The sequence below is a fragment of the Streptomyces sp. CAI-85 genome (assembly GCF_013363615.1).
GTDB lineage: Bacteria > Actinomycetota > Actinomycetes > Streptomycetales > Streptomycetaceae > Streptomyces > Streptomyces antibioticus_B.
The window spans coordinates 75,792-96,023 of the sequence record NZ_JAANNX010000013.1 but is presented as its reverse complement, the minus strand read 5'-3'; the positions used below and the strand labels follow the sequence as shown (position 1 = coordinate 96,023).

The window sequence follows — 20,232 nt, the reverse complement described above, 5'->3', positions numbered from 1 at the left end:
ACGTTCGGGCAGGACAGCGGGGGCGAAGCGTGGTCCGCTGGGTGGGTGCTGCTGCTTCCCGTGCCTGTGCGTCGGTTTGCCGCGTGGTGTGTTGTCGTGCTGGTGGCGTCCGGGGTCGGGTGGGTGGGGATTCGGCTCTGTGCGGTGTTCAGTACTGCTGTTACGCCTGTGCTGCTCGCGTTGCTGGGGACCGCTTTGTTGGGGCCGTTGTACCGGCGGATGGTGAAGGCCCGGGTGCCCAGGGCCGTGGCGGCCGGGTTGACCTGTGTCGCCGTCGTTGCTGTTGTCGGGGGTGCCGTGTACATCGTCGTCGCCGCGCTCATCGACACCGGTGACGAGATCATCGCCTCCTTGCGGCACGCCGCCGAGGGGATCGCGGAGCATTTCGGGGCCGCCGGGACCTCGCTCGACGACCTCGCCGCCAACTCGCGGGAGCTGCTGAGCCGGTTCGGGGGGACCGCCGCCTCCAATGTGATCAGCGGGGTGAGCGTGGTCGGCGAGGGGCTCGCCATGGCCGTGCTCGCGCTGCTGCTCGTCTTCTTCTTCCTGCGGGACTCCGACCGGGCCGTCGGCGCGCTGCGCTCCTTCGCCCCGCCGGGCACCGCCGACACCGCGGAGGCCATGGCCCGGCGGGCCTTCCAGGCGGTGGAGGGGTTCATGCGGGGGACGACGATCATCGCCCTCATCGACGCCCTGTGCATCACCGTCGGGCTGCTCGTCCTCGACGTCCCCGGCGCCGTCGGCCTGGGCGCCCTGGTGTTCGTGCTGGCGTACATCCCCTATCTCGGCGCGTTCCTGTCCGGCGCCGTCGCGGTGCTGGTCGCGCTCGCCGAACGGGGGTTCGTGATCGCGCTGTGGGCGCTCGGGGTGGTGCTGGCCGTACAGGTGCTGGAGGGGCATGTGCTCCAGCCGATGATCCAGAGCCGCACCGTGCAGATGCATCCCGCGGCCGTGATGCTCGCGATCACGGCCGGGGCCTCGGTCGCCGGCATCCTCGGCATGCTGCTCGCCGTACCGCTCACCGCCGCCGCCTTCGGCGTCCTGCACGAACTGCGGACCCGCTACGGCACCTCGGGCGCATCGGGCACCCCCGGCACCTCCGGCGCCGCGGCGGAGGCCGGCGGCTCGTAGAGCTCGAACCAGATGCTCTTGCCCTCGCCCCGAGGCGCGACCCCCCAGGTGTCCGCGAGCAGCTCGATGAGCATCAGCCCCCGCCCGGAGGAGGCCAGCTCGCCCGGCCGGCGCTTGTGCGGCAGATCGTCGCTGGTGTCCGTCACCTCCACCCGGATCCGGCGCTCCCCGGACACCCCGGTCACCTCGGCGACGAGCAGCGCGTCGGCGTCCGTGTGGACCAGCACGTTCGTCAGCATCTCGGAGACCAGCAGCACCGCCGAGTCCACCTGGTCGTCGCTGTTCCAGTCGTGCAGCAGCTCACGGAGCTGCTGCCGGCCCACCGCGACCCGCTCGGGCTCGGCCTGCGCCACGGTGAGCATCGTGCGCCGCACCTGCTGCCGTGCCGCCGGGCCGGAGTCGAGGCCGACGCCCGCCGCGCCCTGCCGGAAGAGCAGCAGCAGGGCGATGTCGTCCTCGCGCCGGTCGGCCAGCGGCCCGGTGGTGTGGTGGGAGGACGGCCCGTGCACGGCCTGCACCAGGGAGTCGGCCAGGGTCTCCAGGTCCCCCTCGTGGGTCTCCAGGATCTTGCGGATGCGCAGCCAGCCGGTGTCGAGGTCGTGCCCGCCGGTCTCCAGGAGGCCGTCCGTGCACAGCATCAGCGCCTCGCCGGGTTCCAGGGCGAGCCGGGTGGTGGGGTAGTCGGCGTCGGGGTCGATGCCCAGCGGCAGCCCGCCGGCCGTGGCGCGGAGCAGCACCGTGCCGTCGGTCATCCGCACGGCCGGGTCGAGATGCCCGGCGCGGGCGAACTCCAGCACCCCCGTCGCCGGGTCGACCTCGACGTACAGACAGGTCGCGAAGCGCACCTCGCCGCCGGGGTCGGCGTCGGTGAGGCCGTGGAAGAAGTGGGAGGCGCGGGAGAGGACGGCGTCGGGGCGGTGGCCCTCGGCCGCGTACGCGCGCAGCGCTATGCGGAGCTGGCCCATCAGCCCGGCGGCGCGCACGTCATGGCCCTGGACGTCCCCGATGACCAGCGCGAACCGGTCCGCCCCAGACCTCGAACGGGAGGTGCCGCCGGGCAGCGGGATCATGTCGTACCAGTCGCCGCCGACCTGGAGGCCGCCGCCGGTCGGTATGTAGCGGGCGGCCAGGGTCAGACCCGGTATCTCCGGGCCGAGCGTCGGCAGCATGGAGCGCTGGAGACCGTCGGTCAGCTCGCGCTGGGTCTCGGCGGCACCCGCCCTGGTCAGGGCCTGGGCGAGCATCCGGGCCACGGTGGTGAGCACGGACCGTTCGTCGGGGGTGAACGCCACCGGGTAGGTGAAGGCCGCCATCCAGGCGCCCATCGTGCGGCCGGCCACGGTCAGCGGCAGGAACGCCCACGACTGCCGGCCGAAGTGCGAGGCCATCGGCCAGGTCAGCGGATAGCGCTCCTTGTACTGACCCGGCGAGGACAGATACACGGCCCGGCCGGTGCGCACCACCTCGGCGGCCGGATAGTCGGTGTTCACCGGCATATGGGTGAAGGGGTTCTCGTCGCCGGGGCGCTGCCCGTGGTGGCCGATCACCGTGAGCCGGTCGCCCTCCACACCGAAGACGGCCAGACCGTCCGGGGAGAAGCCCGGCATCGACAGCCCGGCCGCGACCCGCAGCACCTCCTCCGTGTCACGAGCCTCCGCCAGCGCCCGGCCCGCGTCCAGCAGGAACGCCTCCCGCGAGCGCCGCCAGTCACCGGTGACGGCCGTCCGCCCGGCGGGGGTGCCCGGCCGGGGCTCGGTGACCTCCTGGAGGGTGCCGATCAGTTCGTACGCCCGTTTCACCGGGTCGAAGGACGGCTTGGAGCGGCTGCGCACCACCCGGATCACATGGCCGCGCTCGTCCATGATCCGGATGCGCACCTCCGCGAGGGTCGCCTCGGCCACCGCGAGCTGGACGACTCCGGTGATCTCGTTCCAGTCGACGGGGTGGAGCCGGGCCCGGGTCTGGGCCTCGGTGAGGACCGCCCCCTCGGCGGGCAGCCCGAGCAGTCGGGCGGCCTCGGCGTCGACCGTGACCAGCCCGGTGGCCGTGCTCCAGTGCCAGATACCGGTCGCGAGGGAGGCGAGCACCTCTCCCACGGCGGGCAGGGGCTCGTCAGTGCGCATTGCCCCACTTTATGAAGACGGGAACAGCAAATGCCACCGATCGCCCCGGATCACCCTCGGTCTATTGAGGAGAGGCGATCTCGGCCCGGCCGGTAGGCTGGGGTTGTTTCACGTGAAACGTGCCCCACACATGCCCCGACATGATCCCCGATCCGCGAAGACTGGATGAACGACGATGCATCGGTACAGGTCCCACACCTGCGGCGAGCTCCGCTCCTCTGACGTCGGCACCGACGTCCGGCTGAGTGGCTGGCTGCACAATCGGCGCGACCTGGGCGGCATCCTCTTCATCGATCTGCGCGATCACTACGGCATCACGCAGCTCGTCGCCCGTCCCGGCACGCCCGCCTACGAGGCCCTGGACAAGGTGACCAAGGAGTCCACGGTCCGGATCGACGGCAAGGTCGTCTCCCGGGGCACCGAGAACGTCAACCCGGAGCTGCCCACCGGCGAGATCGAGGTCGAGGTCGGCGAGGTCGAGCTGCTGGGCGCGGCCGCCCCGCTCCCCTTCACGATCAACGCCGAGGACGGGGTCAACGAGGAGCGGCGCCTGGAGTACCGCTTCCTGGACCTGCGCCGCGAGCGCATGCACAAGAACATCATGCTGCGCACGGCGGTCATCTCGGCGATCCGGCACAAGATGACGGCGCTGGGCTTCAACGAGATGGCGACGCCGATCCTGTCCGCGACCTCCCCCGAGGGCGCCCGTGACTTCGTCGTCCCCTCCCGGCTGAACCCGGGCAAGTTCTACGCCCTCCCCCAGGCGCCGCAGCAGTTCAAGCAGTTGCTGATGATCTCGGGCTTCGACCGCTACTTCCAGATCGCGCCCTGTTTCCGCGACGAGGACGCGCGCGCGGACCGTTCGCCGGGCGAGTTCTACCAGCTCGACGTCGAGATGAGCTTCGTCGAGCAGGAGGACGTCTTCCGGCCGATCGAGCAGCTCATGACCGAGCTGTTCGAGGAGTTCGGCGGCGGCCGTCATGTCACCTCGCCGTTCCCGCGCATCCCGTTCCGCGAGGCGATGCTGAAGTACGGCTCCGACAAGCCGGACCTGCGCGCCCAGCTCGAACTGGTCGACATCACCGACGTGTTCGAGGGCTCGGAGTTCAAGGCGTTCGCCGGCAAGCATGTGCGCGCGCTGCCGGTGCCGGACGTCTCCGCCCAGCCCCGCAAGTTCTTCGACCAGCTCGGTGACTTCGCGGTCTCGCAGGGCGCGAAGGGCCTGGCCTGGGTCCGTGTCGCCGAGGACGGCTCGCTGACCGGCCCGATCGCCAAGTTCCTCACCGAGGAGAACGTCGCCGAGCTGACCAAGCGTCTGTCGCTGGCCGCCGGGCACGCCGTGTTCTTCGGCGCGGGCGAGTTCGACGAGGTCTCGAAGATCATGGGCGCGGTGCGGGTCGAGGCCGCCAAGCGCGCCGGGCACTTCGAGGACGGCGTCTTCCGCTTCTGCTGGATCGTCGACTTCCCGATGTACGAGAAGGACGAGGACACCGGCGCCATCGACTTCTCGCACAACCCGTTCTCCATGCCGCAGGGCGGTCTCGAGGCCCTGGAGACCCAGGACCCGCTGGACATCCTGGGCTGGCAGTACGACATCGTCTGCAACGGCGTCGAGCTGTCCTCCGGCGCGATCCGGAACCACGAGCCGGAGATCATGCTCAAGGCGTTCGAGATCGCCGGCTACGACCGGGACACCGTCGAGGAGAAGTTCGCGGGCATGCTGCGCGCGTTCCGCTTCGGCGCCCCGCCGCACGGCGGTATCGCCCCCGGCGTCGACCGGATCGTCATGCTCCTCGCGGACGAGCCGAACATCCGCGAGACGATCGCCTTCCCGCTCAACGGCAACGCCCAGGACCTGATGATGGGCGCGCCGACGGAGCTGGAGGAGGCCCGCCTCAAGGAGCTGCACCTGACGGTGCGCAAGCCCCAGCCGAAGTAACCGCACCCGCTTCACGGAGGGGCCGGAAATCGTCATCGATTTCCGGCCCCTTTCGCGTGCGGATGCGGAAGGGTGAAGATCACTGCACCTCCGGTTCGTCCGGGGAGGCTCCCTCCTCCAGGAGGCGTTCGGCGATGTCCGTCGACCATTCCTGGGCCCAGGACCGGAGGGCGGCGATCTCGGGTTCCGTCAGACCGTAGGCCGTGAACGCCGCGTCCGGGTAGTGGTCCGTGCCGGTCAGCCGGGCCTGGAGGGTGGGGAGGTCGAAGTCGTCGCGGGCGTGCCGGCGGCCCAGTTCCTCCAGGTCGGGGTGGGTGAAGCGGGCGGCGGCGGACCGGGCGTCGATCAGGTCGACGGCCAGCCCGCGGTCGTACAGGGCGCGGATCTTGGTGCCGACGGCGTCCGGGAGGGCGAGCGCCGGACCGTACGGGGTGGGGACGGGCGGGGACCACAGGGTCTCCTTGTGGAGCGCGAGCCCCAGGCCCGACACCTCCAGGTGCGCGGAGAGCGGGTCCGTGTCCCGTACGGCCGCCTCCCGGCCCCCGTCGATGAGCGCCGCCGCCAGGGCCTCGGCCAGCCGGGGCATCGGTGCGGCGCTCTCCGTCGCCAGGTCCACGTTCGCGTGCGGGCGGCGCGGCAGACCGTGGGCCTCCAGCGCGTACCCGCCGGCGAGCGAGAAGGGCGCGGGTGCCGCGTCGAGGACGTCGGCGATGAGCTGGAGGGGCGGTTCGAGCAGGTGGGGCGGCATGACCGGAGCGTAGTGCGGGTGGGCCCCGGCCCGCCGGGATCAGCGCGCCACGAACTGCGTGAGGATCGCCTGCACCTCGTAGATGTCCACACCCTTGGTGAAGGTCTTCTCGATCGGCACGGAGGAGCCGGAGACCCAGATCTTCAGCTCGGCGTCGAGGTCGAAGGTGCCTGCGGTCTCCACGGCGAAGTGCGTGATGCTCCGGTACGGCACCGAGTGGTACTCGACCTTCTTCCCGGTGATCCCCTGCTTGTCGATCAGGATCAGCCGGCGGTCGGTGAACAGTATGGTGTCGCGGATCAGCAGGAACGCGGCGTGCACGGTCTCGCCGTGGCCGAACAGCCGCGCGTAGTCCTGCTGGGCCTGGTGGTTGTCGATGGGATGGGCGTTGCCGAAGAGCGCCATGACATCTCCTTCAGATACCGGTACCGGACAGCATGCCTGTGGTGTCGGGGGCACCCGGGTCCGTTCTGCCGTCCCGGTCCGGATCGCCCACACCGACAACGACGTTGTACGAGGCGCCTCAGTTCGCGGCGACGGCGGCGGTTCAGAAACCCAGGCAGGTGATCTGGACGACGTAGACACGTTCGCTGCGTACGACGACCTGGTACGTGAACATGCCGCCGGGGACGATGACGTCGCCGCCCTTCGGATCGAAGCCTCTATGGGCCCGTCCGTGGACGTGGACCGCTTCGGCGGCTCTGACCAGCTCGTCCGCCGTGCTTTCCACTCTGGCGAGGAAATCGGCGGGAGCGGTGCGGGCCGCTTCCTCCGCTCCGAAGGCGTACTCCCACTTCCAGCTCAACCGCGCACTGCCTTCATGGCCTCGTCCAGTACGGCGGTCAGCTCCTGGAGAGCCTGCCGAGCGACGGCGGGGTCTTCGTTCTCCAGGGTGCCCCGCGCCCGTTCGAGACGGGAGGACAGGTCGGGGCGGCGGGCGATCTCGATGTCCCTGGCCCATAGGAGGACCCAGCTCTGCACGGGGCTCAGGGACTGCCACTCGACGGCCTTGGCGAAGGCCTCGTCCTTCGTGGCCTGCATCTCCTCCAGGCGGCCCGGGGCCACGACGGCGAGAGCCGCGCGCAGAGCGTCGGGAGTCTGCTCGGGGCGGGGGATCAGTTCGCGTCCGTGGTCGGCCAGTGTGCTCATGGTGTCCTCCAGGAGTACCCCTGCCAGGGTATCCGGGCCGGGCGGGAGCGCGGGGAGCTCGGCTGGTGCCGAGGCATCCGAGGGGATGACGAGCATCTGTGTGTTCATGCTGCCTCGTTCGTGGACGTTCGGCAGTCGCGGCAGTGGCCCGGTTCCGGGGCGCGGAAGGCGCGGTCGCAGCGGTCGCAGGTCTGGAGAGGGTGTCTGCGCTCCGGGGGTGGTGGGGCCGGTGGGCGGAACGGGGGTGGGGGCGGGAGTTGGGCCGTGAGGCGGTGGGCCAGGAGGGCGGCCGGGCGGATCAGGGGTTCCAGCGGCAGGTTCTCGGTCAGCGCGTGGCGTACGGCGGTGGGGGTGAGGTCGCGCTCCAGCCAGGCGGCGACACCGGGCGCGAGATGCTCGGCGTCGGTGGCGGAGAGGAGCAGACGGGGGTCGTGACGGCGGAGCCCGGCGAGGACGTCGACGGCCATCCTGAGCAGCTCGGGGGAGCTGTACCCGGGCTTCGGCACGGGTGGGAGCAGTCGCTTGCGAGGGGGCGGCTTCTCCGGTGCCGTGCGTCGGACGGGCCTGTCGGGGGTGTCGGCGGCGGGCCTGTGGCCCGGCCTGTTGCTGGAGACCGTGCGGGTGACGATCCGCCCGGTCGGCGCCCGTAAGCGGCTGCGGCGCAGGTAGCCGTGGGTCTCCAGTTCGCGGAGTGCCGCCGCGATACGGGTGGGGCCTTCCGGGAAGCGGCCGGCGAGGCTCTTGATGTCGATCGCCGTGCCCGGCCGCACGGACTGGATGTAGCAGGCCAGCCCGATCGCCAGCAGCGACAGCTCCCGGTGCTGGGCGAGGTCGTTGCCGATCACCGTGAAGTTCTCGGTGAGGCGGACGTGTTCGTGGATCACGCCGGAGTTGGGGCGCCCGTGGGTGTGGTTTTTGCCCGGGTTACGGGACTTGGCGGACGCGGGCGCGCTAGGGTTTTCGGTATCCATTCAGGAAGGGCCTAACTTCCTCGGTGGTCAGGCCCTCGCAGGGATCGCTACTCCCGGCGGGGGCCGACGCATGTCTGGGATTGCTTCTTGCTGCGGTGAGCGTAAGGCAGGCAACCGGGTCCGAATCCAGCCCAGTTGGGCATATTCACTCGCGGGAGTGAGTTTGCGCCGCGGGAGGGAGGGGTGGGGCTTGGTGGGGTGCTTTATCTCCAGTGGGTAGTTCATAGGAGGCGCAGGTCGGACCGGGGTGTGGAGTTCCAGGCTTCGGTGATTCCGGTGCGGGGAGGGTGAGTTCGGCCCATACCGTTTTGCGCGGGCGAAGACCCGGGGCGACTCCCCAGCGGTCCGCGAGAGCGGCCACGAGGGAGAGTCCGCGTCCGGTCTCGCTGTCGGGGGCCGCCTCCCGGGGCTCCGGGAGCCGGTCACCGCGTGTGTCGGTCACCTCGATGCGGAGCGTTCCGCCGATGACGTACAGCAGGAGCCGGAAGTTGCGCCCGGAGACCTTGCCGTGGCCGGCCGCGTTGTTCGCCAGCTCGGCGACGATGTTCGCGGCCGGGTCTTGGGGCAGGCCCCAGGAACGCAGTTGCTCGGTGGCGAGGAGGCGGGCGAGGCGGGCGCCGCGCGGGGTGGGCGACAGCAGGACGCTGAAGTTGCGGAAGTGGCAGTCGGGTTGGGCCGATTCTGGAATCACGTCACTCAGCGTGGCCGGATGCGCTTAGCGTGAGTAGTGACGACGTCGTTGCGTACGGTGACTGTCCAGCGCTTGTCCGGTGTGTCCGGGCTGTCGGGGCGGTGCGGGCGGGTAGGGCGTCGCGGTACGTGGCGGCATTACGGAGGGGTGCGCATGTCGGTGGACGGCGAGGTACGGCGGCTCAGGACGGAGGCGGACGAGCCGGGGTGGGAGGTGGATCCGGACGACGAGTGGGGTGTGGCCGTAGTCGCCACCGTGGGGCGGCAGTTGAAGTTGCGGCGGGAGGCGGTGGGGATGCGGGCCGGCGAGTTCGGCGACGCGGTGGGGTACGGAGAGGACCTCGTCTACAAGATCGAGAGCGGGAAACGGATTCCCCGGCCCGAGTATCTGGACAGGGCGGACGAGGTGTTGGGGGCGGGGGGTTTGCTTGCGGCGATGAAGGAGGACGTGGCCAAGGTCCGGTATCCGAAGAAGGTGCGGGACTTGGCGCAGATGGAGGCACGGGCGGTCGAGATCGGGGTGTACGAGAACAGCAACGTCGCTGGTCTGTTGCAGACCGAGGACCACATGCGGGCGCTGTTCGGCGCGTGGCTTCCCGCGTACTCGGACGAGGAGACGGAACGCATGGTGGCCGCCCGCATGGCTCGCCGTCCGATCTTCGACAGAGCACCAGCGCCGACGCTCAGCTTCGTCCAGGAAGAGTCGACGCTCCGGCGGCCGGTCGGGGGCAGAATGGTGTGGCGTCGACAGCTCGAACGTCTGCTTGAGCTGGGGGAGTTGCGGAACGTGTCTATCCAGGTGATGCCGACAGACATCGAGGAGCACTTCGGCACGGGCGGGATCGTCGAGGTGCTGAAGTTCCCGGACGGTACGGCGGTGGGGCGTTCCGAAGGGGCGTTCAACGGCCGCCCAGTGACCGATCCGAAGCAGATCCGCATCCTTGACCTGCGCTATAGCATGATCCGGGCCCAGGCGCTCACGCCCCGAGAGTCGCGGGCGTTCATCGAGCAGATGCTTGGAGAAACATGAGCGGCAACCCCATCACCGGCGACGGCTCCGAGCTGGCGTGGTTCAAGAGCAGCTACAGCAGCAGCGGCGACGGCAACTCCTGTGTTGAGGTCGCCGCCACCCCCGGCACCATCCACGTCCGCGACTCCAAGCACCGGGACGCCAGCCCCCGCCTCGCGCTGGCGCCGGACGCTTGGACGGACTTCGTGGCGTACGCGTCGTCATGAGCGGCGTGTGGTTCAAGAGCAGCTACAGCGGCGGCACTGACGGCGAGTCCTGTGTCGAGGTCGCCCACACTCCCGGCACCATCCACGTCCGCGACTCCAAGTACCCGGACGTCAGCCCACGCCTCGCTCTCACGCCGGAGGCATGGGCGGGCTTTGTGGAGTACGTGTCCGGGAGCTGATACTGCAACTTTGTCAGGCTGCCCGGGAAGTGAAGGCCACCGAGAGGTCGCTGTCGGGCGTGATGTCCAGGTGCAGGGTGGAGTCGAGAGCGGAGGCCAGGCGTTCGAGGAGGGGGATGGTCGGTGTGGAGCCGCCGTGCTCCAGGCGTGAGATGGCGGCCTGGGTCATGCCCGCGCGTTCGGCGAGTTGGGTCTGGGTCAGCCCCAGGGCGGTGCGGCGGTCACGGATTGCCTTGCCGAACAGGTAGGCGCGACGGGCTTCCTGGTATCCCTCACGTGCCCGGTCGGCATCGGTGATTTCCCAACGAGTGTGGCTCATGGGGTGTCCTCCGGGAAGCGGTCGTAGACGGTATGGGCGGGCGGGTGCTCGGCCTCGCACTTCTTCTGGGCGGCCAGGGCCCGCTCCACCTCGGCGTTCTCCTGCGGTTGTGTCTTGGTGAAGACGGTGAGAAGCACGATGCGCCGGCCCGGTGCGAGCCAGTAGGTGATGCGGTGGTGCTGCCGTCCGAGACGGAACCGGAGCTCTCGTACCTTGCCGCCGAGGTGACGGGTGTAGGGCTCGTCGAGTATGCCGTCGAAGTCGGCCAGGAGGTCGGCGTAGAACATCACCCGGCCGTGGTCGTGCGGGGTCAGGGTGTCCAGCCACTTCTCGACCTCGGGTTCGAGTTCGATGGTGTACCGCGAACCTTTCATACCGTCGACGATATATATCGTCGACGGTATGGGCAAGGGCGGGTATGACCGCTGGCGGGCATCGGTTCGGCCTCGACCGGTGGGCAGATGGCGACGAGACCTCGCGCCACGCGGTCGGGCCAGGGCGCGCCGAGTTGGCCACGCAGCAGTCGCCGGACGGCGGTTATAGGCCGGAGCGCTCCCGATCTTCGAGAACGTCGAAGTCGAGAAAGTCTTCGGCGTTCTCCTGGAGCCAGCGCAGGACTCGGGCCCGGTCGTCCGCACTGATAGCTGCCGCCATGGTCAGCGCGCGGTTGATGGTCTCCCGCTTGGTCTTGGTACCGAGCTGCTGCTGAGCGAAGGCCAGCATGTCGTCGTCGATGTCGACGAGGATCCTGGACATGTGGCCTCCGGCTCTGCGGCGTCAGGCTTCCTGGCCGCCGAATCGCTCCTTGTAGGCCGCCAGGTCGTCGTCCGTCAGCTTGGCGAACAGGACCGGCGGGACGGTGAACGCCGTGCCGGCGGGGACGGCGGCCAGGGCCTTCGCCTCCTCCGGGGAGACCCAGGTCGCCGTGTCGTCGGACAGGGCGAACGCCTCGCGCATCACCTTCGCGCTGGCCGGGATGAACGGCTCGGAGACCACCGAGTACAGGTGGATGAGGTTCATCGCCGTGCGCAGGGTCAGAGCCGCGCCGTCCTTGTCCGTCTTGATCTCCAGCCAGGGGGCCTTCTCCTCCAGGTAGGAGTTGCCCGCGGACCAGAGCGCACGCAGGGCGGCGGCCGCCTTGCGGAACTGGAGGGCCTCCATCTGGGCCTCGTACTCGGCGAGGAGTTCGGCGATCTGCTCGCCGAGCTTCGCCTCCGCCTCACCGGCCGCGCTGCCCTGCGGGACCTCCTCGCCGAAACGCTTCTTGGAGAAGGACAGGACGCGGTTGACGAAGTTGCCCAGGGTGTCGGCGAGGTCCTTGTTGACCGTGGCCGTGAAGTGCTCCCAGGTGAACGACGAGTCGTCCGACTCGGGCGCGTTGGCGATGAGGAAGTAGCGCCAGTAGTCGGCCGGGAGGATGTCCAGGGCCTGGTCGGTGAAGACACCGCGCTTCTGGGAGGTGGAGAACTTCCCGCCGTAGTACGTCAGCCAGTTGAACGCCTTGACGTAGTCGACCTTCTTCCACGGCTCGCGCACGCCCAGCTCGGTGGCCGGGAACATCACGGTGTGGAAGGGGACGTTGTCCTTCGCCATGAACTCCGTGTAGCGCACGGTGTCGTCGGCCTCGTACCACCACGACTTCCAGTCGCGGTTCTCCGGGTCGAGGTCGGACCACTCCTTCGTCGCGCCGATGTACTCGATCGGGGCGTCGAACCAGACGTAGAAGACCTTGCCCTCGGCGGCCAGCTCCGGCCAGGTGTCCGCCGGGACGGGCACGCCCCAGTCCAGGTCACGGGTGATCGCGCGGTCGTGCAGCCCCTCGTTCAGCCACTTGCGGGCGATGGAGGAGGCGAGCTGCGGCCAGTCGGCCTCGTGCCGGGACACCCACGCCTCGACCTCGTGCTGAAGCTTGGACTGGAGGAGGAAGAGGTGCTTGGTCTCGCGGACCTCCAGGTCCGTGGAGCCGGAGATCGCCGAGCGCGGGTTGATCAGGTCGGTGGGGTCGAGCACCCGGGTGCAGTTCTCGCACTGGTCGCCGCGGGCCTTGTCGTAGCCGCAGTGCGGGCACGTGCCCTCGACGTAGCGGTCCGGGAGGAAACGGCCGTCGGCGGGGCTGTAGACCTGCCGGATCGCGCGCTCCTCGATGAAACCGTTCTCGTTGAGGCGGCGGGCGAAGTGCTGGGTGATCTCGACGTTCTGCGGGCTGGAGCTGCGGCCGAAGTAGTCGAACGCGAGTGCGAAGCCGTCGTAGACGGCCTTCTGCGCGTCGTGCGCCTGCGCGCAGAACTCGTCGACCGGCAGGCCCTGCTCCTTCGCGGCCAGCTCGGCGGGGGTGCCGTGCTCGTCCGTGGCGCAGATGTACAGGACGTCGTGGCCGCGCTGGCGGAGGTACCGGGAGTACACGTCCGCCGGGAGCATGGACCCCACCATGTTGCCCAGGTGCTTGATTCCGTTGATGTACGGAAGGGCGCTGGTGATGAGGTGTCGAGCCATCGGGGGCTGCTCCCAGGTCGCTACGGGTACGAACCTTGAAATCGTAGCCGACGTGTGTATGCCGCCCGCCTCCCGTTTTACGGGGTGGGATGCGGGCGGCATCGGAGTAGCGCTGGGGTTACGGGCGCCAGCCTGCGAGGACGCCCTCGTACAGCTCGGTGTCCGTCAGCTCGCGGGGGGTGGGGCCCGCGTGGAAGAAGGACGCGTTGGGGGTCTTGAGCTTGCGGAGGTAGTCGAACGCCTTGTTGTCGTGCTCACCGAAGGCGACGAAGGAGAAGAACACGGTGGGGTGGTTCTTCGCGGCGTCGTTGAGGGACTGGGTGGCCGGGGTCTTGGCGTCCGGGGCGCCGTCCGTCTGGAACACGACCAGGGCGGGGCCCTTGGGGTCGTTCGACTTCTCGTGGTGGCTTACGACGGCCTCGACGGCGGCGTGGTAGCTGGTACGGCCCATGCGGCCCAGGCCGGCGTGCAGCTCGTCGATCCTGTTCTCGGGGTCGGCCTGGGTCAGGTCGGCGGTGCCGTCGACCTCCGTCGAGAAGAAGACGACGTGGACCGTGGCGGCGGGGTCGAGGTGGGCGGCGAGGGCGAGGGTCTGGTCGGCGAGGGCCTGGGCGGAGCCGTCCTTGTAGTACGGGCGCATGGAGGCGGAGCGGTCGAGGACGAGGTAGACGGTGGCCTTTGTGCCGGTTAGCTGCGCTGCGGCGAGGGCTTTTGCGGCGGGGTCGGTGACCTGTGCCTGTGTCTCGGCCTCGGCTTCGCCTTCGGCCTCGGTGTTCCCACCCGCACCACCCGTGCGGGTTGCGTTGTCGGGTGCGGGCTCCTCCGGGGGCGTCTCGCCGTCGGCGGGTGCGGGTTCGGTGGTCTGTGCTTCGGCCTCGGCTTCGCCTTCGGCCTGGTCGTTCCCACCCGCACCACCCGTGCGGGTGGGGTTGTCGGGTGCGGGCTCCTCGGAGGGCGACTCGCCGTCGGCGGCCGCCGGGTCCGTGGCCCCAGCCGTCGGCTCCGCCTCCGGCTCCGGTGCTGCCTCTTCCGCAGGAGTGACCTCGGCGACCGGCTCCGGCTCCTCCGCCGCAGGCGGGACCTCGGCGGTCGGCTCGGGCTCGGGCGTCACGGCCTCCGCCACCGGCTCGGCGGCCGGCTCCGGGGCGGGCGTCGGCTCGGGCTCGGCTTCGGCCTCAGGCTCGGAAGCAGCCTCTGCCTCCGCCTCCGCCGCAGCTTCCACCTCGGCCTCAGGCTCTGCCTCGGTCTTTGCCTCGGGCTCGGGCTGGGCCTTGGGCTCGGCAGTAGCCTCCGCCTCTACCTCTGCCTCGGGCTCTGCCGCAGCCTCGGGCTCAGCCGTAGTCTCCGCCTCTGCCTCAGCCTTTACCTCGGCCTCGGCCTCGGCCTCGGCCTCGGCTTCGGGCTCGGGCTCAACCTCAGCCGTGGCCGCCGCCTCTGCCTCGGGCTCAGCCGGCGTCTCCGCCTTGGCCTCGGGCTCAGCCGCAGGCGTCTGGGGCGGGACCGTTACCTTGTCGAAGGCTGCTGAGACGAGGTCGTGGGTGTCGGGGGACTCCGTGCGGGGTTCCGGGACCGTGGGGGTCGGGGTTTCCTCCTCCGCCGGGGGGCGGCCCTGCGAAGGGACTTCCTCCGCCCCGAGGTCGCGCTCCTTGCGTGAGCGGCCGAAAGCGTTCCGAAGGCGAGTGAGAATGCCCATGCGCGCAACCCTTCGCGTGAGTTGAAGCCTCAATCCCTGGCCAGGACGGACACGTAAGGTTAGCGGCCTCTCGTGGCGATCTTCGGCAGGGGTGAGCAAGGGGGACAGGCGTGTGTCAACACCGCCTTCCGGACGTGTCCGGGGACGGTCCAACACCCTTGTCGAACAAGGGCATTCACCCCTCGTTCACCTCGCGTCCGCGCCCGCGCACGACCACCCCCCTAACGTCACGCTCACATCACGGGCACGCAAGGGGAGAACAAAGGTGCGCAAGCTGCTGCCGCTCATCGGAACGCCGTCCGATTCGCATCCCGGCGGTCGATCCGCCCTGACCTGTCGCTTCCGCTGTGGCGACGCCTGCTTCCACGAGGTGCCCAACACCAGCGACAACGAGTACGTCGGTGACGTCATCGCGGGTGCCCTGAGCCGTCGGGCGGTCGTGCGGGCCGCCGCCGTCGTCTCCGTCGCCGCGGGGGTGGGGGCGGGGGCCGCCGTTCCCGCCGCCGCGCACGGGGGAGAGGGGGAAGGGAAACGGCACAAACCGGCCATCACTCCTCAACCCGCCCGGGGGCTTCGGTACTCCTCCGTCGCCCCCAACACCGCCGACGCCGTCACCGTGCCCGACGGGTACCGGCAGAACGTCGTCGTCCGCTGGGGTGAGCCCATCCTGCGCGGGGCGCCCGCCTTCGACCCGGAGAAGCAGACCGCGGCGGCCCAGGCCGGACAGTTCGGGTACAACAACGACTTCCTCGCGCTGCTGCCGCTCCCGGGCGAGCACCGGCGCCAGCTCCTCGTCGCCAACCACGAGTACACCGACGAGGTGCTGATGTTCCGGGGCTACGACCCCGAGAACCCGACCCGCGAGCAGGTCGAGATCGCCTGGGCCGCGCACGGGCTGGGGGTCGTCGTCGTGGAGGAGGACCGCAGGACGGGCGCCCTGACCGCCGTACCGCGGCATCCGCTGAACCGGCGCGTCACGGCCACCACCACGTTCCGGCTGACCGGCCCCGCCGCGGGGTCCGAGCTGCTCAGGACGTCCGCCGACCCGACCGGCCGCACGGTCCTCGGCACCCTGAACAACTGCTCCGGCGGCACCACCCCCTGGGGCACCACGCTGCACGGCGAGGAGAACTTCAACCAGTACTTCGCCAACGCCACCCGCGCCACCGACAAGCGCTACGGCCTCGGCACCGGCGCCACCGAGCGCAAGTGGGAACGCTTCGACCGGCGCTTCGACGTCGCCCGGGAGCCCAATGAGTCGCACCGCTTCGGCTATGTCGTCGAGCTGGACCCGTACGACCCGACCTCCACGCCCCGCAAGCGCACCGCGCTCGGCCGGGTCAAGCACGAGGGCGCGACCGTGCGGCTCACCGACGACGGGCGGCCCGTCGTCTACACCGGCGACGACGAGCGGTTCGACTACTTCTACAAGTTCGTCGGCAGCAAGCGGATGAAGAGGGGCGGTTCGCGGGCCGCGCGCGAGCACAACTCCACGCTCCTCGACGAGGGCACCCTCTACGTCGCCCGGCTCACCGGCGACTCCCCCGCCGTCGAGGTCGACGGCAGCGGCCGGCTCCCGGCCGACGGCGAGTTCGACGGCAGCGGGGAGTGGATCCCGCTGGCCACCGCCACCGCGCGCGGCGCCGTCTCGCACGTGCCGGGGATGACCGCCGAGGAGGTGTACGTCTTCACCCGCCTCGCCGGTGACAAGGTGGGCGCCACCAAGATGGACCGGCCCGAGGACATCGAGCCCAACCCGCACACCGGCAAGGTGTACGTGGCCCTCACCAACAACACCAACCGCGGCACCGGTACGAACCCGGCCGCCGACGAGGCCAACCCGCGCAACGCCAACAAGCACGGGCACATCCTGGAGCTGACCGAGCACCGCAACCGGGCCGAGAGCACCCGGTTCGCCTGGTCGCTGTTCCTGGTCGCCGGTGACCCGAAGGACCCCGCCACCTACTTCGCGGGCTTCCCCAAGGACGCCGTCAGCCCGATCTCCTGCCCGGACAACGTGGCCTTCGACCCGCACGGCAACCTGTGGATCTCCACCGACGGCGCCCAGCTCGGCTCGCACGACGGCCTGTTCGGCGTGGCCACGCGCGGCCCGCGGCGCGGGGAGCTGAAGCAGTTCCTGACGGTGCCGGTCGGCGCCGAGACCTGCGGTCCGCTCGTGCAGGACCGGCGGGTCCTGGTCGCCGTCCAGCACCCGGGCGAGGTGAACGGCGCGTCCGTGGAGAAGCCCGCGAGCGTCTGGCCGGACGGGCCGGGGAAGATCGTCCGCCCGGCGGTGGTGGCGGTGTGGCGGGTGGACGGCCGGGACATCGGCGTCTGACGCGCCCGGCGGCCGGTCAGGCCGCGTGCAGGGTGAGGTCCACCAGCAGGGAGCGGTGGTCGGTGCCGGCCGGGTCGAGGAAGCGGGCCCGGCTCGCCGAGAACTCCTCGGACACCAGCACATGGTCGATCTGCGCGCCGAAGGGCGGCGCGGTGTCGCTCGGCCAGCTCGGTTCGCGGCCCGCGCCGGACAGCCGGGCCGCGTCGCGCAGCCCGGTGTCGAGGATGCGGCGGAAGGCGGCGTGGTCCTGGGAGGCGTTGAAGTCGCCGGCCAGGACCAGCGGGCCGTCGTCGTGCCGGGCGGCGAAGGCGCGCAGCCGGCCCAGCTCCTCCTTCCAGAGGGAGACCTGACGGGGCAGCGGCGGCTTGGGGTGGGCGAGCTGGAGCCGTACGGCGTGCCCGTCGACGTCGGCGACCGCCCCCGGCATGCCCATCCGGCCGGGGACGCCGGCGGCGGACGTCAGCGGGAAGCGGCTGAGGATGACCGACCCGACGGAGGTGTCCCCCTCCACCGCACTCCGGTACGGGTAGGTGCCGCCGACCTCCCGTTTCAGGCGGGCCTGGCAGGTGTACTCGCACTCCTGGACGAACACGATGTCGGGCCCGGTGCTCCGGATCAGCGGGATCAGGGCGCCGGTGGCCCAGCCGAACTCCACGTTGGAGGTGAGGACGCGCAGCCGGGCGAGCGCCGGTCCGCCGGGCTCGCCGCCGGGGCCGTACGGCCGGACGCACCAGGCGAGCAGGGCGAGGACCACGACGCCCCAGATCAGTCCGCTCCACCAGCGGGCGAGCAGGGTGAGCGCCACGGCCAGGGCGGCGGGGACCAGCAGCCAGGGCAGGAAGGCCAGCGTCTGCGGTACGGGGGTGACGGCGTCGGTGTCGGCGAGCCGGCAGCCGACGATCACGCTCACCGCGCCGAGCGGCGCGGCCGCGCACCAGACGGCGAGCAGCCGTGTCCGGTGACCCATCAGTCTCCCCCGCGCCTCTTCGTCCTGGCGAAAGGCTATGCCCCGATCCCGGCCAGGAACCGGCCCAGCGCCGCGTCGAACTCCGCGGGCCGCTCCAGGTTGGGCAGATGGGCGGCGCCCGGGATCACGCACAGCTCGGAGTCGGGCAGGGCGGCGTGCATGGCCTCGGCGTCGGAGACGGGGGTGAACTCGTCGTCGGCGCCGACCACGACCAGGGCGGGCACGGTGACGCGGGTCAGCAGGGCGCGGTAGTCGGGGCGTTCGGCGCGGCCGAGGAGGGCGGCCGCGGCGCCCTCCGGGGAGGTGGCCGTCATCATGCGGTGGACGTGCGCCTTCACGTCGGGGTCTGCGTAGGGCGCGACCATCTTCTCCAGCACCTCGTCGGCGTAGCCCCGCATGCCCTCCGCGAGCAGCCGGTCGGCCGTCTCGCGGCGCGCGATCTTCCCGGCGCTCGTCTCCGCCGCCGGGAAGGTGTCGGCGAGGACGAGCCCGCGCACGCGGTCGCCGAAACGGTCGTAGCACTCCATGGCGATCTGGCCGCCCATGGACAGTCCGGCCAGGACGAAGGTGTCCACGCCGAGCGTGTCGAGGAGTTCGCGGACGTCGTCGGCGAAGCGGGAGAGGGGTGTCACGCCGGGGACGACCGGGGAGGCGCCGTAGCCGCGCAGGTCGGGCGCGACGACGCGGCGTTCGGCGGAGAACGTCTCGATCTGCGGGGCCCACATGCTGCGGTCGAAGGGGTGGCCGTGGACGAGGACGAGGGGCGGGAGAGATGAGTGCGGGCCTTTGTCCTCGTATGCGAGGAAGGGGGGTGATGCCATGTCCGTGACCCTAGGTCGGCCGTTCTTCTCGGTGCAATAAGATCTTTGCCCTCGGTGCAATCGACGACGACGGTGGGGTGCGGGCACGTATGCGGGATTTCCGGGTCATCGCCGACCGCATCGCGGAGGACATCGCCGCCGGGCTGCTGCGGCCCGGCCAACGGCTGCCCCCGCAGCGGTGGTTCGCCCGCCGCCACGGCATCGCCCCCTCGACGGCGGGGCGGGTCTACGGCGAACTCGTGCGCAGGGGGCTGGTGGTGGGCGAGGTCGGACGCGGCACGTTCGTCCGGGCCGCGCCGCCGGAACCGCACGGGCGGGGGCTCGTGGAGCCGACGGCCTCCGCGCCCACCGTCAACCTGGAGCTGAACTACCCTTCCGCGCCGGGGCAGTCGGAGCTGCTCGCCCCCGCGCTCGCGCCGCTGCTGCGGCCGGACGTGTTCGCGCGGGCGATGCGGCCCGCCGCGGCGGACGGTACGGCGGAGGCCCGGGCGGCCGCCGCGAGCCTTCTCGGGCTGCCCGGGCGGATCCTCTTCACCGGCAACGCCCGTCAGGCGATCGCCGCCGCGCTTGCCTCTCTGGTCCGGCCCGGCGGTCGGGTGGGGGTGGAGGAGCTGACGTATCCGCTGGTCAAGGAGATCGCGGCGCGGCTGGGGATCGTGCTGGTGCCGCTGCCGAGCGATGAGGAGGGGGTGCGGCCGGACGCGATCGCCGCAGCGCATCGTGCCGCGTCTCTCTCGGCGCTGTATCTCCAGCCGGCGTTGCACAATCCGACGTCGCTGGTCACTTCGGAGCGTCGGCTGTCCGAACTGGGGTGTCTGGTGACCGACTTGGGCCTTCCGGTGGTCGAGGACCGTATCTGGTCCTTCCTGCGGCCGGATGCGGTGCCGCTCGCCGTGTACGCGCCGGGGCTCACGTATGTCGTGGACGGGCTGTCCAAGCGGGTGGCGCCGGGGCTGACGGTCGGGTTCCTCGTCGTACCGGAGGATCGGGGTGATGCCGTGGCGGCGGCGGTGCGGTCGGGTGGGTGGGGTGCGGCGGGGTTCGCGTTGGAGGCGGGGGTGCGGTGGATCGAGGACGGGACGGTTGCCGAGCTGGTTGCTCGGAAGCGGGTGGACGTGGGGCGGCGGCAGGGGGTTCTCGCGGAGTGTCTGGGGGGTGTGGGGGTTCGTACGGGGCCGCATGCCTACTTCGCCTGGTGGGAGTTGCCTGCGCCCTGGCGGGCGGACACCTTTGCCGCGGCCGCGGCCACCCACGGCATCTCTCTCACCCCCGGCACGGCCTTTGCGGTTGCCCCGCGCCGCACGCCGACCGCGGTCAGGCTCGGCCTGGCGTCGGCGCCGCTGCCTGAACTGGCCGGGGCGTTGAGGAGGCTTGCGGCGCTGGCCTCTGCGGGGCCGTGTTGAGGCGGCTCGGCCTCGGCTTCGCCTTCGGCTTC

Annotated in this window: 21 protein-coding genes; 7 read left to right on the top strand and 14 right to left on the bottom strand. The window is 70.8% G+C overall.

Annotation, left to right across the window (positions count from 1 at the left end):
- Window positions 1-45: 45 nt before the first annotated feature.
- Window positions 46-1,131, top strand: a complete 1,086-nt coding sequence (locus tag G6W55_RS17695) for an AI-2E family transporter (protein WP_175521806.1) — start codon at window positions 46-48, stop codon at window positions 1,129-1,131.
- Here G6W55_RS17695 and G6W55_RS17690 read toward each other — a convergent pair.
- The gene (locus G6W55_RS17690) at window positions 1,062-3,254 is read right to left on the bottom strand and encodes a SpoIIE family protein phosphatase (RefSeq protein WP_175521805.1); all 2,193 of its coding nucleotides are present in this window, start codon (window positions 3,252-3,254) and stop codon (window positions 1,062-1,064) included. The two genes, G6W55_RS17695 and G6W55_RS17690, sit on opposite strands and share 70 nt — an antisense overlap.
- A 175-nt stretch (window positions 3,255-3,429) precedes the next feature.
- Between G6W55_RS17690 and aspS the strand changes: the two genes are divergently transcribed.
- Window positions 3,430-5,193: an aspartate--tRNA ligase gene (aspS, locus tag G6W55_RS17685; protein ID WP_085211023.1), complete on the top strand. Its 1,764-nt coding sequence runs from the start codon at window positions 3,430-3,432 to the stop codon at window positions 5,191-5,193.
- Window positions 5,194-5,272: 79 nt separating this feature from the next.
- Here aspS and G6W55_RS17680 read toward each other — a convergent pair whose 3' ends face one another.
- The 6 genes from G6W55_RS17680 to G6W55_RS17655 form a co-directional block, all read right to left on the bottom strand.
- Window positions 5,273-5,941 carry a hypothetical protein gene (locus G6W55_RS17680; protein WP_175521804.1) on the bottom strand — a complete coding sequence of 223 codons (669 nt, stop codon included), beginning with the start codon at window positions 5,939-5,941 and terminating at the stop codon, window positions 5,273-5,275.
- A gap of 39 nt (window positions 5,942-5,980) precedes the next feature.
- Window positions 5,981-6,346, bottom strand: coding sequence for a PH domain-containing protein (locus G6W55_RS17675; RefSeq protein ID WP_030781620.1), 366 nt, complete (start codon window positions 6,344-6,346; stop codon window positions 5,981-5,983).
- A 142-nt stretch (window positions 6,347-6,488) separates the two neighbouring features.
- Window positions 6,489-6,746 (bottom strand): hypothetical protein, encoded by a 258-nt coding sequence (locus G6W55_RS17670; RefSeq protein ID WP_175521803.1) that lies wholly within the window; start codon window positions 6,744-6,746, stop codon window positions 6,489-6,491.
- Window positions 6,743-7,090: a hypothetical protein gene (locus G6W55_RS17665; RefSeq protein WP_175521802.1), complete on the bottom strand. Its 348-nt coding sequence runs from the start codon at window positions 7,088-7,090 to the stop codon at window positions 6,743-6,745. The genes G6W55_RS17670 and G6W55_RS17665 overlap by 4 nt, the downstream gene beginning before the upstream one ends.
- A gap of 104 nt (window positions 7,091-7,194) precedes the next feature.
- Entirely contained in the window at window positions 7,195-8,061 is an 867-nt protein-coding gene (locus G6W55_RS17660) for a helix-turn-helix domain-containing protein (RefSeq protein WP_175521801.1), read from the bottom strand.
- Window positions 8,062-8,206: 145 nt separating this feature from the next.
- The gene (locus tag G6W55_RS17655) at window positions 8,207-8,752 is read right to left on the bottom strand and encodes an ATP-binding protein (RefSeq protein WP_175521800.1); all 546 of its coding nucleotides are present in this window, start codon (window positions 8,750-8,752) and stop codon (window positions 8,207-8,209) included.
- Window positions 8,753-8,905: 153 nt separating this feature from the next.
- Here G6W55_RS17655 and G6W55_RS17650 point away from each other — a divergent pair, with 153 nt between their 5' ends.
- The 3 genes from G6W55_RS17650 to G6W55_RS17640 are packed head-to-tail and all read left to right on the top strand — an operon-like array spanning window position 8,906 to window position 10,166.
- Window positions 8,906-9,781: a helix-turn-helix transcriptional regulator gene (locus tag G6W55_RS17650; RefSeq protein ID WP_175521799.1), complete on the top strand. Its 876-nt coding sequence runs from the start codon at window positions 8,906-8,908 to the stop codon at window positions 9,779-9,781.
- Window positions 9,778-9,987 (top strand): DUF397 domain-containing protein, encoded by a 210-nt coding sequence (locus G6W55_RS17645; protein WP_175521798.1) that lies wholly within the window; start codon window positions 9,778-9,780, stop codon window positions 9,985-9,987. Before G6W55_RS17650 ends, G6W55_RS17645 begins: the two co-directional genes overlap by 4 nt.
- Window positions 9,984-10,166, top strand: a complete 183-nt coding sequence (locus tag G6W55_RS17640) for a DUF397 domain-containing protein (RefSeq protein ID WP_175521797.1) — start codon at window positions 9,984-9,986, stop codon at window positions 10,164-10,166. The genes G6W55_RS17645 and G6W55_RS17640 overlap by 4 nt, the downstream gene beginning before the upstream one ends.
- Window positions 10,167-10,179: 13 nt before the next feature.
- On the opposite strand, the gene G6W55_RS17635 is transcribed toward G6W55_RS17640, so the two are convergent.
- From G6W55_RS17635 to G6W55_RS17615, 5 genes are all read right to left on the bottom strand, one after another.
- Window positions 10,180-10,485, bottom strand: a complete 306-nt coding sequence (locus G6W55_RS17635) for a helix-turn-helix domain-containing protein (RefSeq protein WP_175521796.1) — start codon at window positions 10,483-10,485, stop codon at window positions 10,180-10,182.
- Complete coding sequence (locus G6W55_RS17630) at window positions 10,482-10,859, bottom strand: type II toxin-antitoxin system RelE/ParE family toxin (protein ID WP_175521795.1); 378 nt, start codon at window positions 10,857-10,859, stop codon at window positions 10,482-10,484. Before G6W55_RS17630 ends, G6W55_RS17635 begins: the two co-directional genes overlap by 4 nt.
- Before the next feature lie 163 nt (window positions 10,860-11,022).
- A complete protein-coding gene (locus G6W55_RS17625; RefSeq protein WP_175521794.1) occupies window positions 11,023-11,241 on the bottom strand; it encodes a type II toxin-antitoxin system VapB family antitoxin in 219 nt (72 codons plus the stop codon).
- Between the two features lie 21 nt (window positions 11,242-11,262).
- The gene (gene metG, locus G6W55_RS17620) at window positions 11,263-12,978 is read right to left on the bottom strand and encodes a methionine--tRNA ligase (RefSeq protein ID WP_175521793.1); all 1,716 of its coding nucleotides are present in this window, start codon (window positions 12,976-12,978) and stop codon (window positions 11,263-11,265) included.
- A 118-nt stretch (window positions 12,979-13,096) separates the two neighbouring features.
- The gene (locus G6W55_RS17615) at window positions 13,097-14,200 is read right to left on the bottom strand and encodes a VWA domain-containing protein (RefSeq protein ID WP_375372456.1); all 1,104 of its coding nucleotides are present in this window, start codon (window positions 14,198-14,200) and stop codon (window positions 13,097-13,099) included.
- A gap of 736 nt (window positions 14,201-14,936) precedes the next feature.
- Here G6W55_RS17615 and G6W55_RS17610 point away from each other — a divergent pair.
- Window positions 14,937-17,009, top strand: a complete 2,073-nt coding sequence (locus G6W55_RS17610) for a PhoX family phosphatase (RefSeq protein WP_175521791.1) — start codon at window positions 14,937-14,939, stop codon at window positions 17,007-17,009.
- A gap of 16 nt (window positions 17,010-17,025) precedes the next feature.
- Here G6W55_RS17610 and G6W55_RS17605 read toward each other — a convergent pair whose 3' ends face one another.
- Both G6W55_RS17605 and G6W55_RS17600 read right to left on the bottom strand, forming a co-directional pair.
- Window positions 17,026-17,976, bottom strand: coding sequence for an endonuclease/exonuclease/phosphatase family protein (locus G6W55_RS17605; protein WP_175521790.1), 951 nt, complete (start codon window positions 17,974-17,976; stop codon window positions 17,026-17,028).
- A 35-nt stretch (window positions 17,977-18,011) separates the two neighbouring features.
- The gene (locus G6W55_RS17600; protein ID WP_175521789.1) at window positions 18,012-18,797 is read right to left on the bottom strand and encodes an alpha/beta fold hydrolase; all 786 of its coding nucleotides are present in this window, start codon (window positions 18,795-18,797) and stop codon (window positions 18,012-18,014) included.
- A gap of 89 nt (window positions 18,798-18,886) precedes the next feature.
- Between G6W55_RS17600 and G6W55_RS17595 the strand changes: the two genes are divergently transcribed.
- The gene (locus G6W55_RS17595; RefSeq protein WP_175521788.1) at window positions 18,887-20,200 is read left to right on the top strand and encodes a PLP-dependent aminotransferase family protein; all 1,314 of its coding nucleotides are present in this window, start codon (window positions 18,887-18,889) and stop codon (window positions 20,198-20,200) included.
- Window positions 20,201-20,232 lie beyond the last annotated feature (32 nt).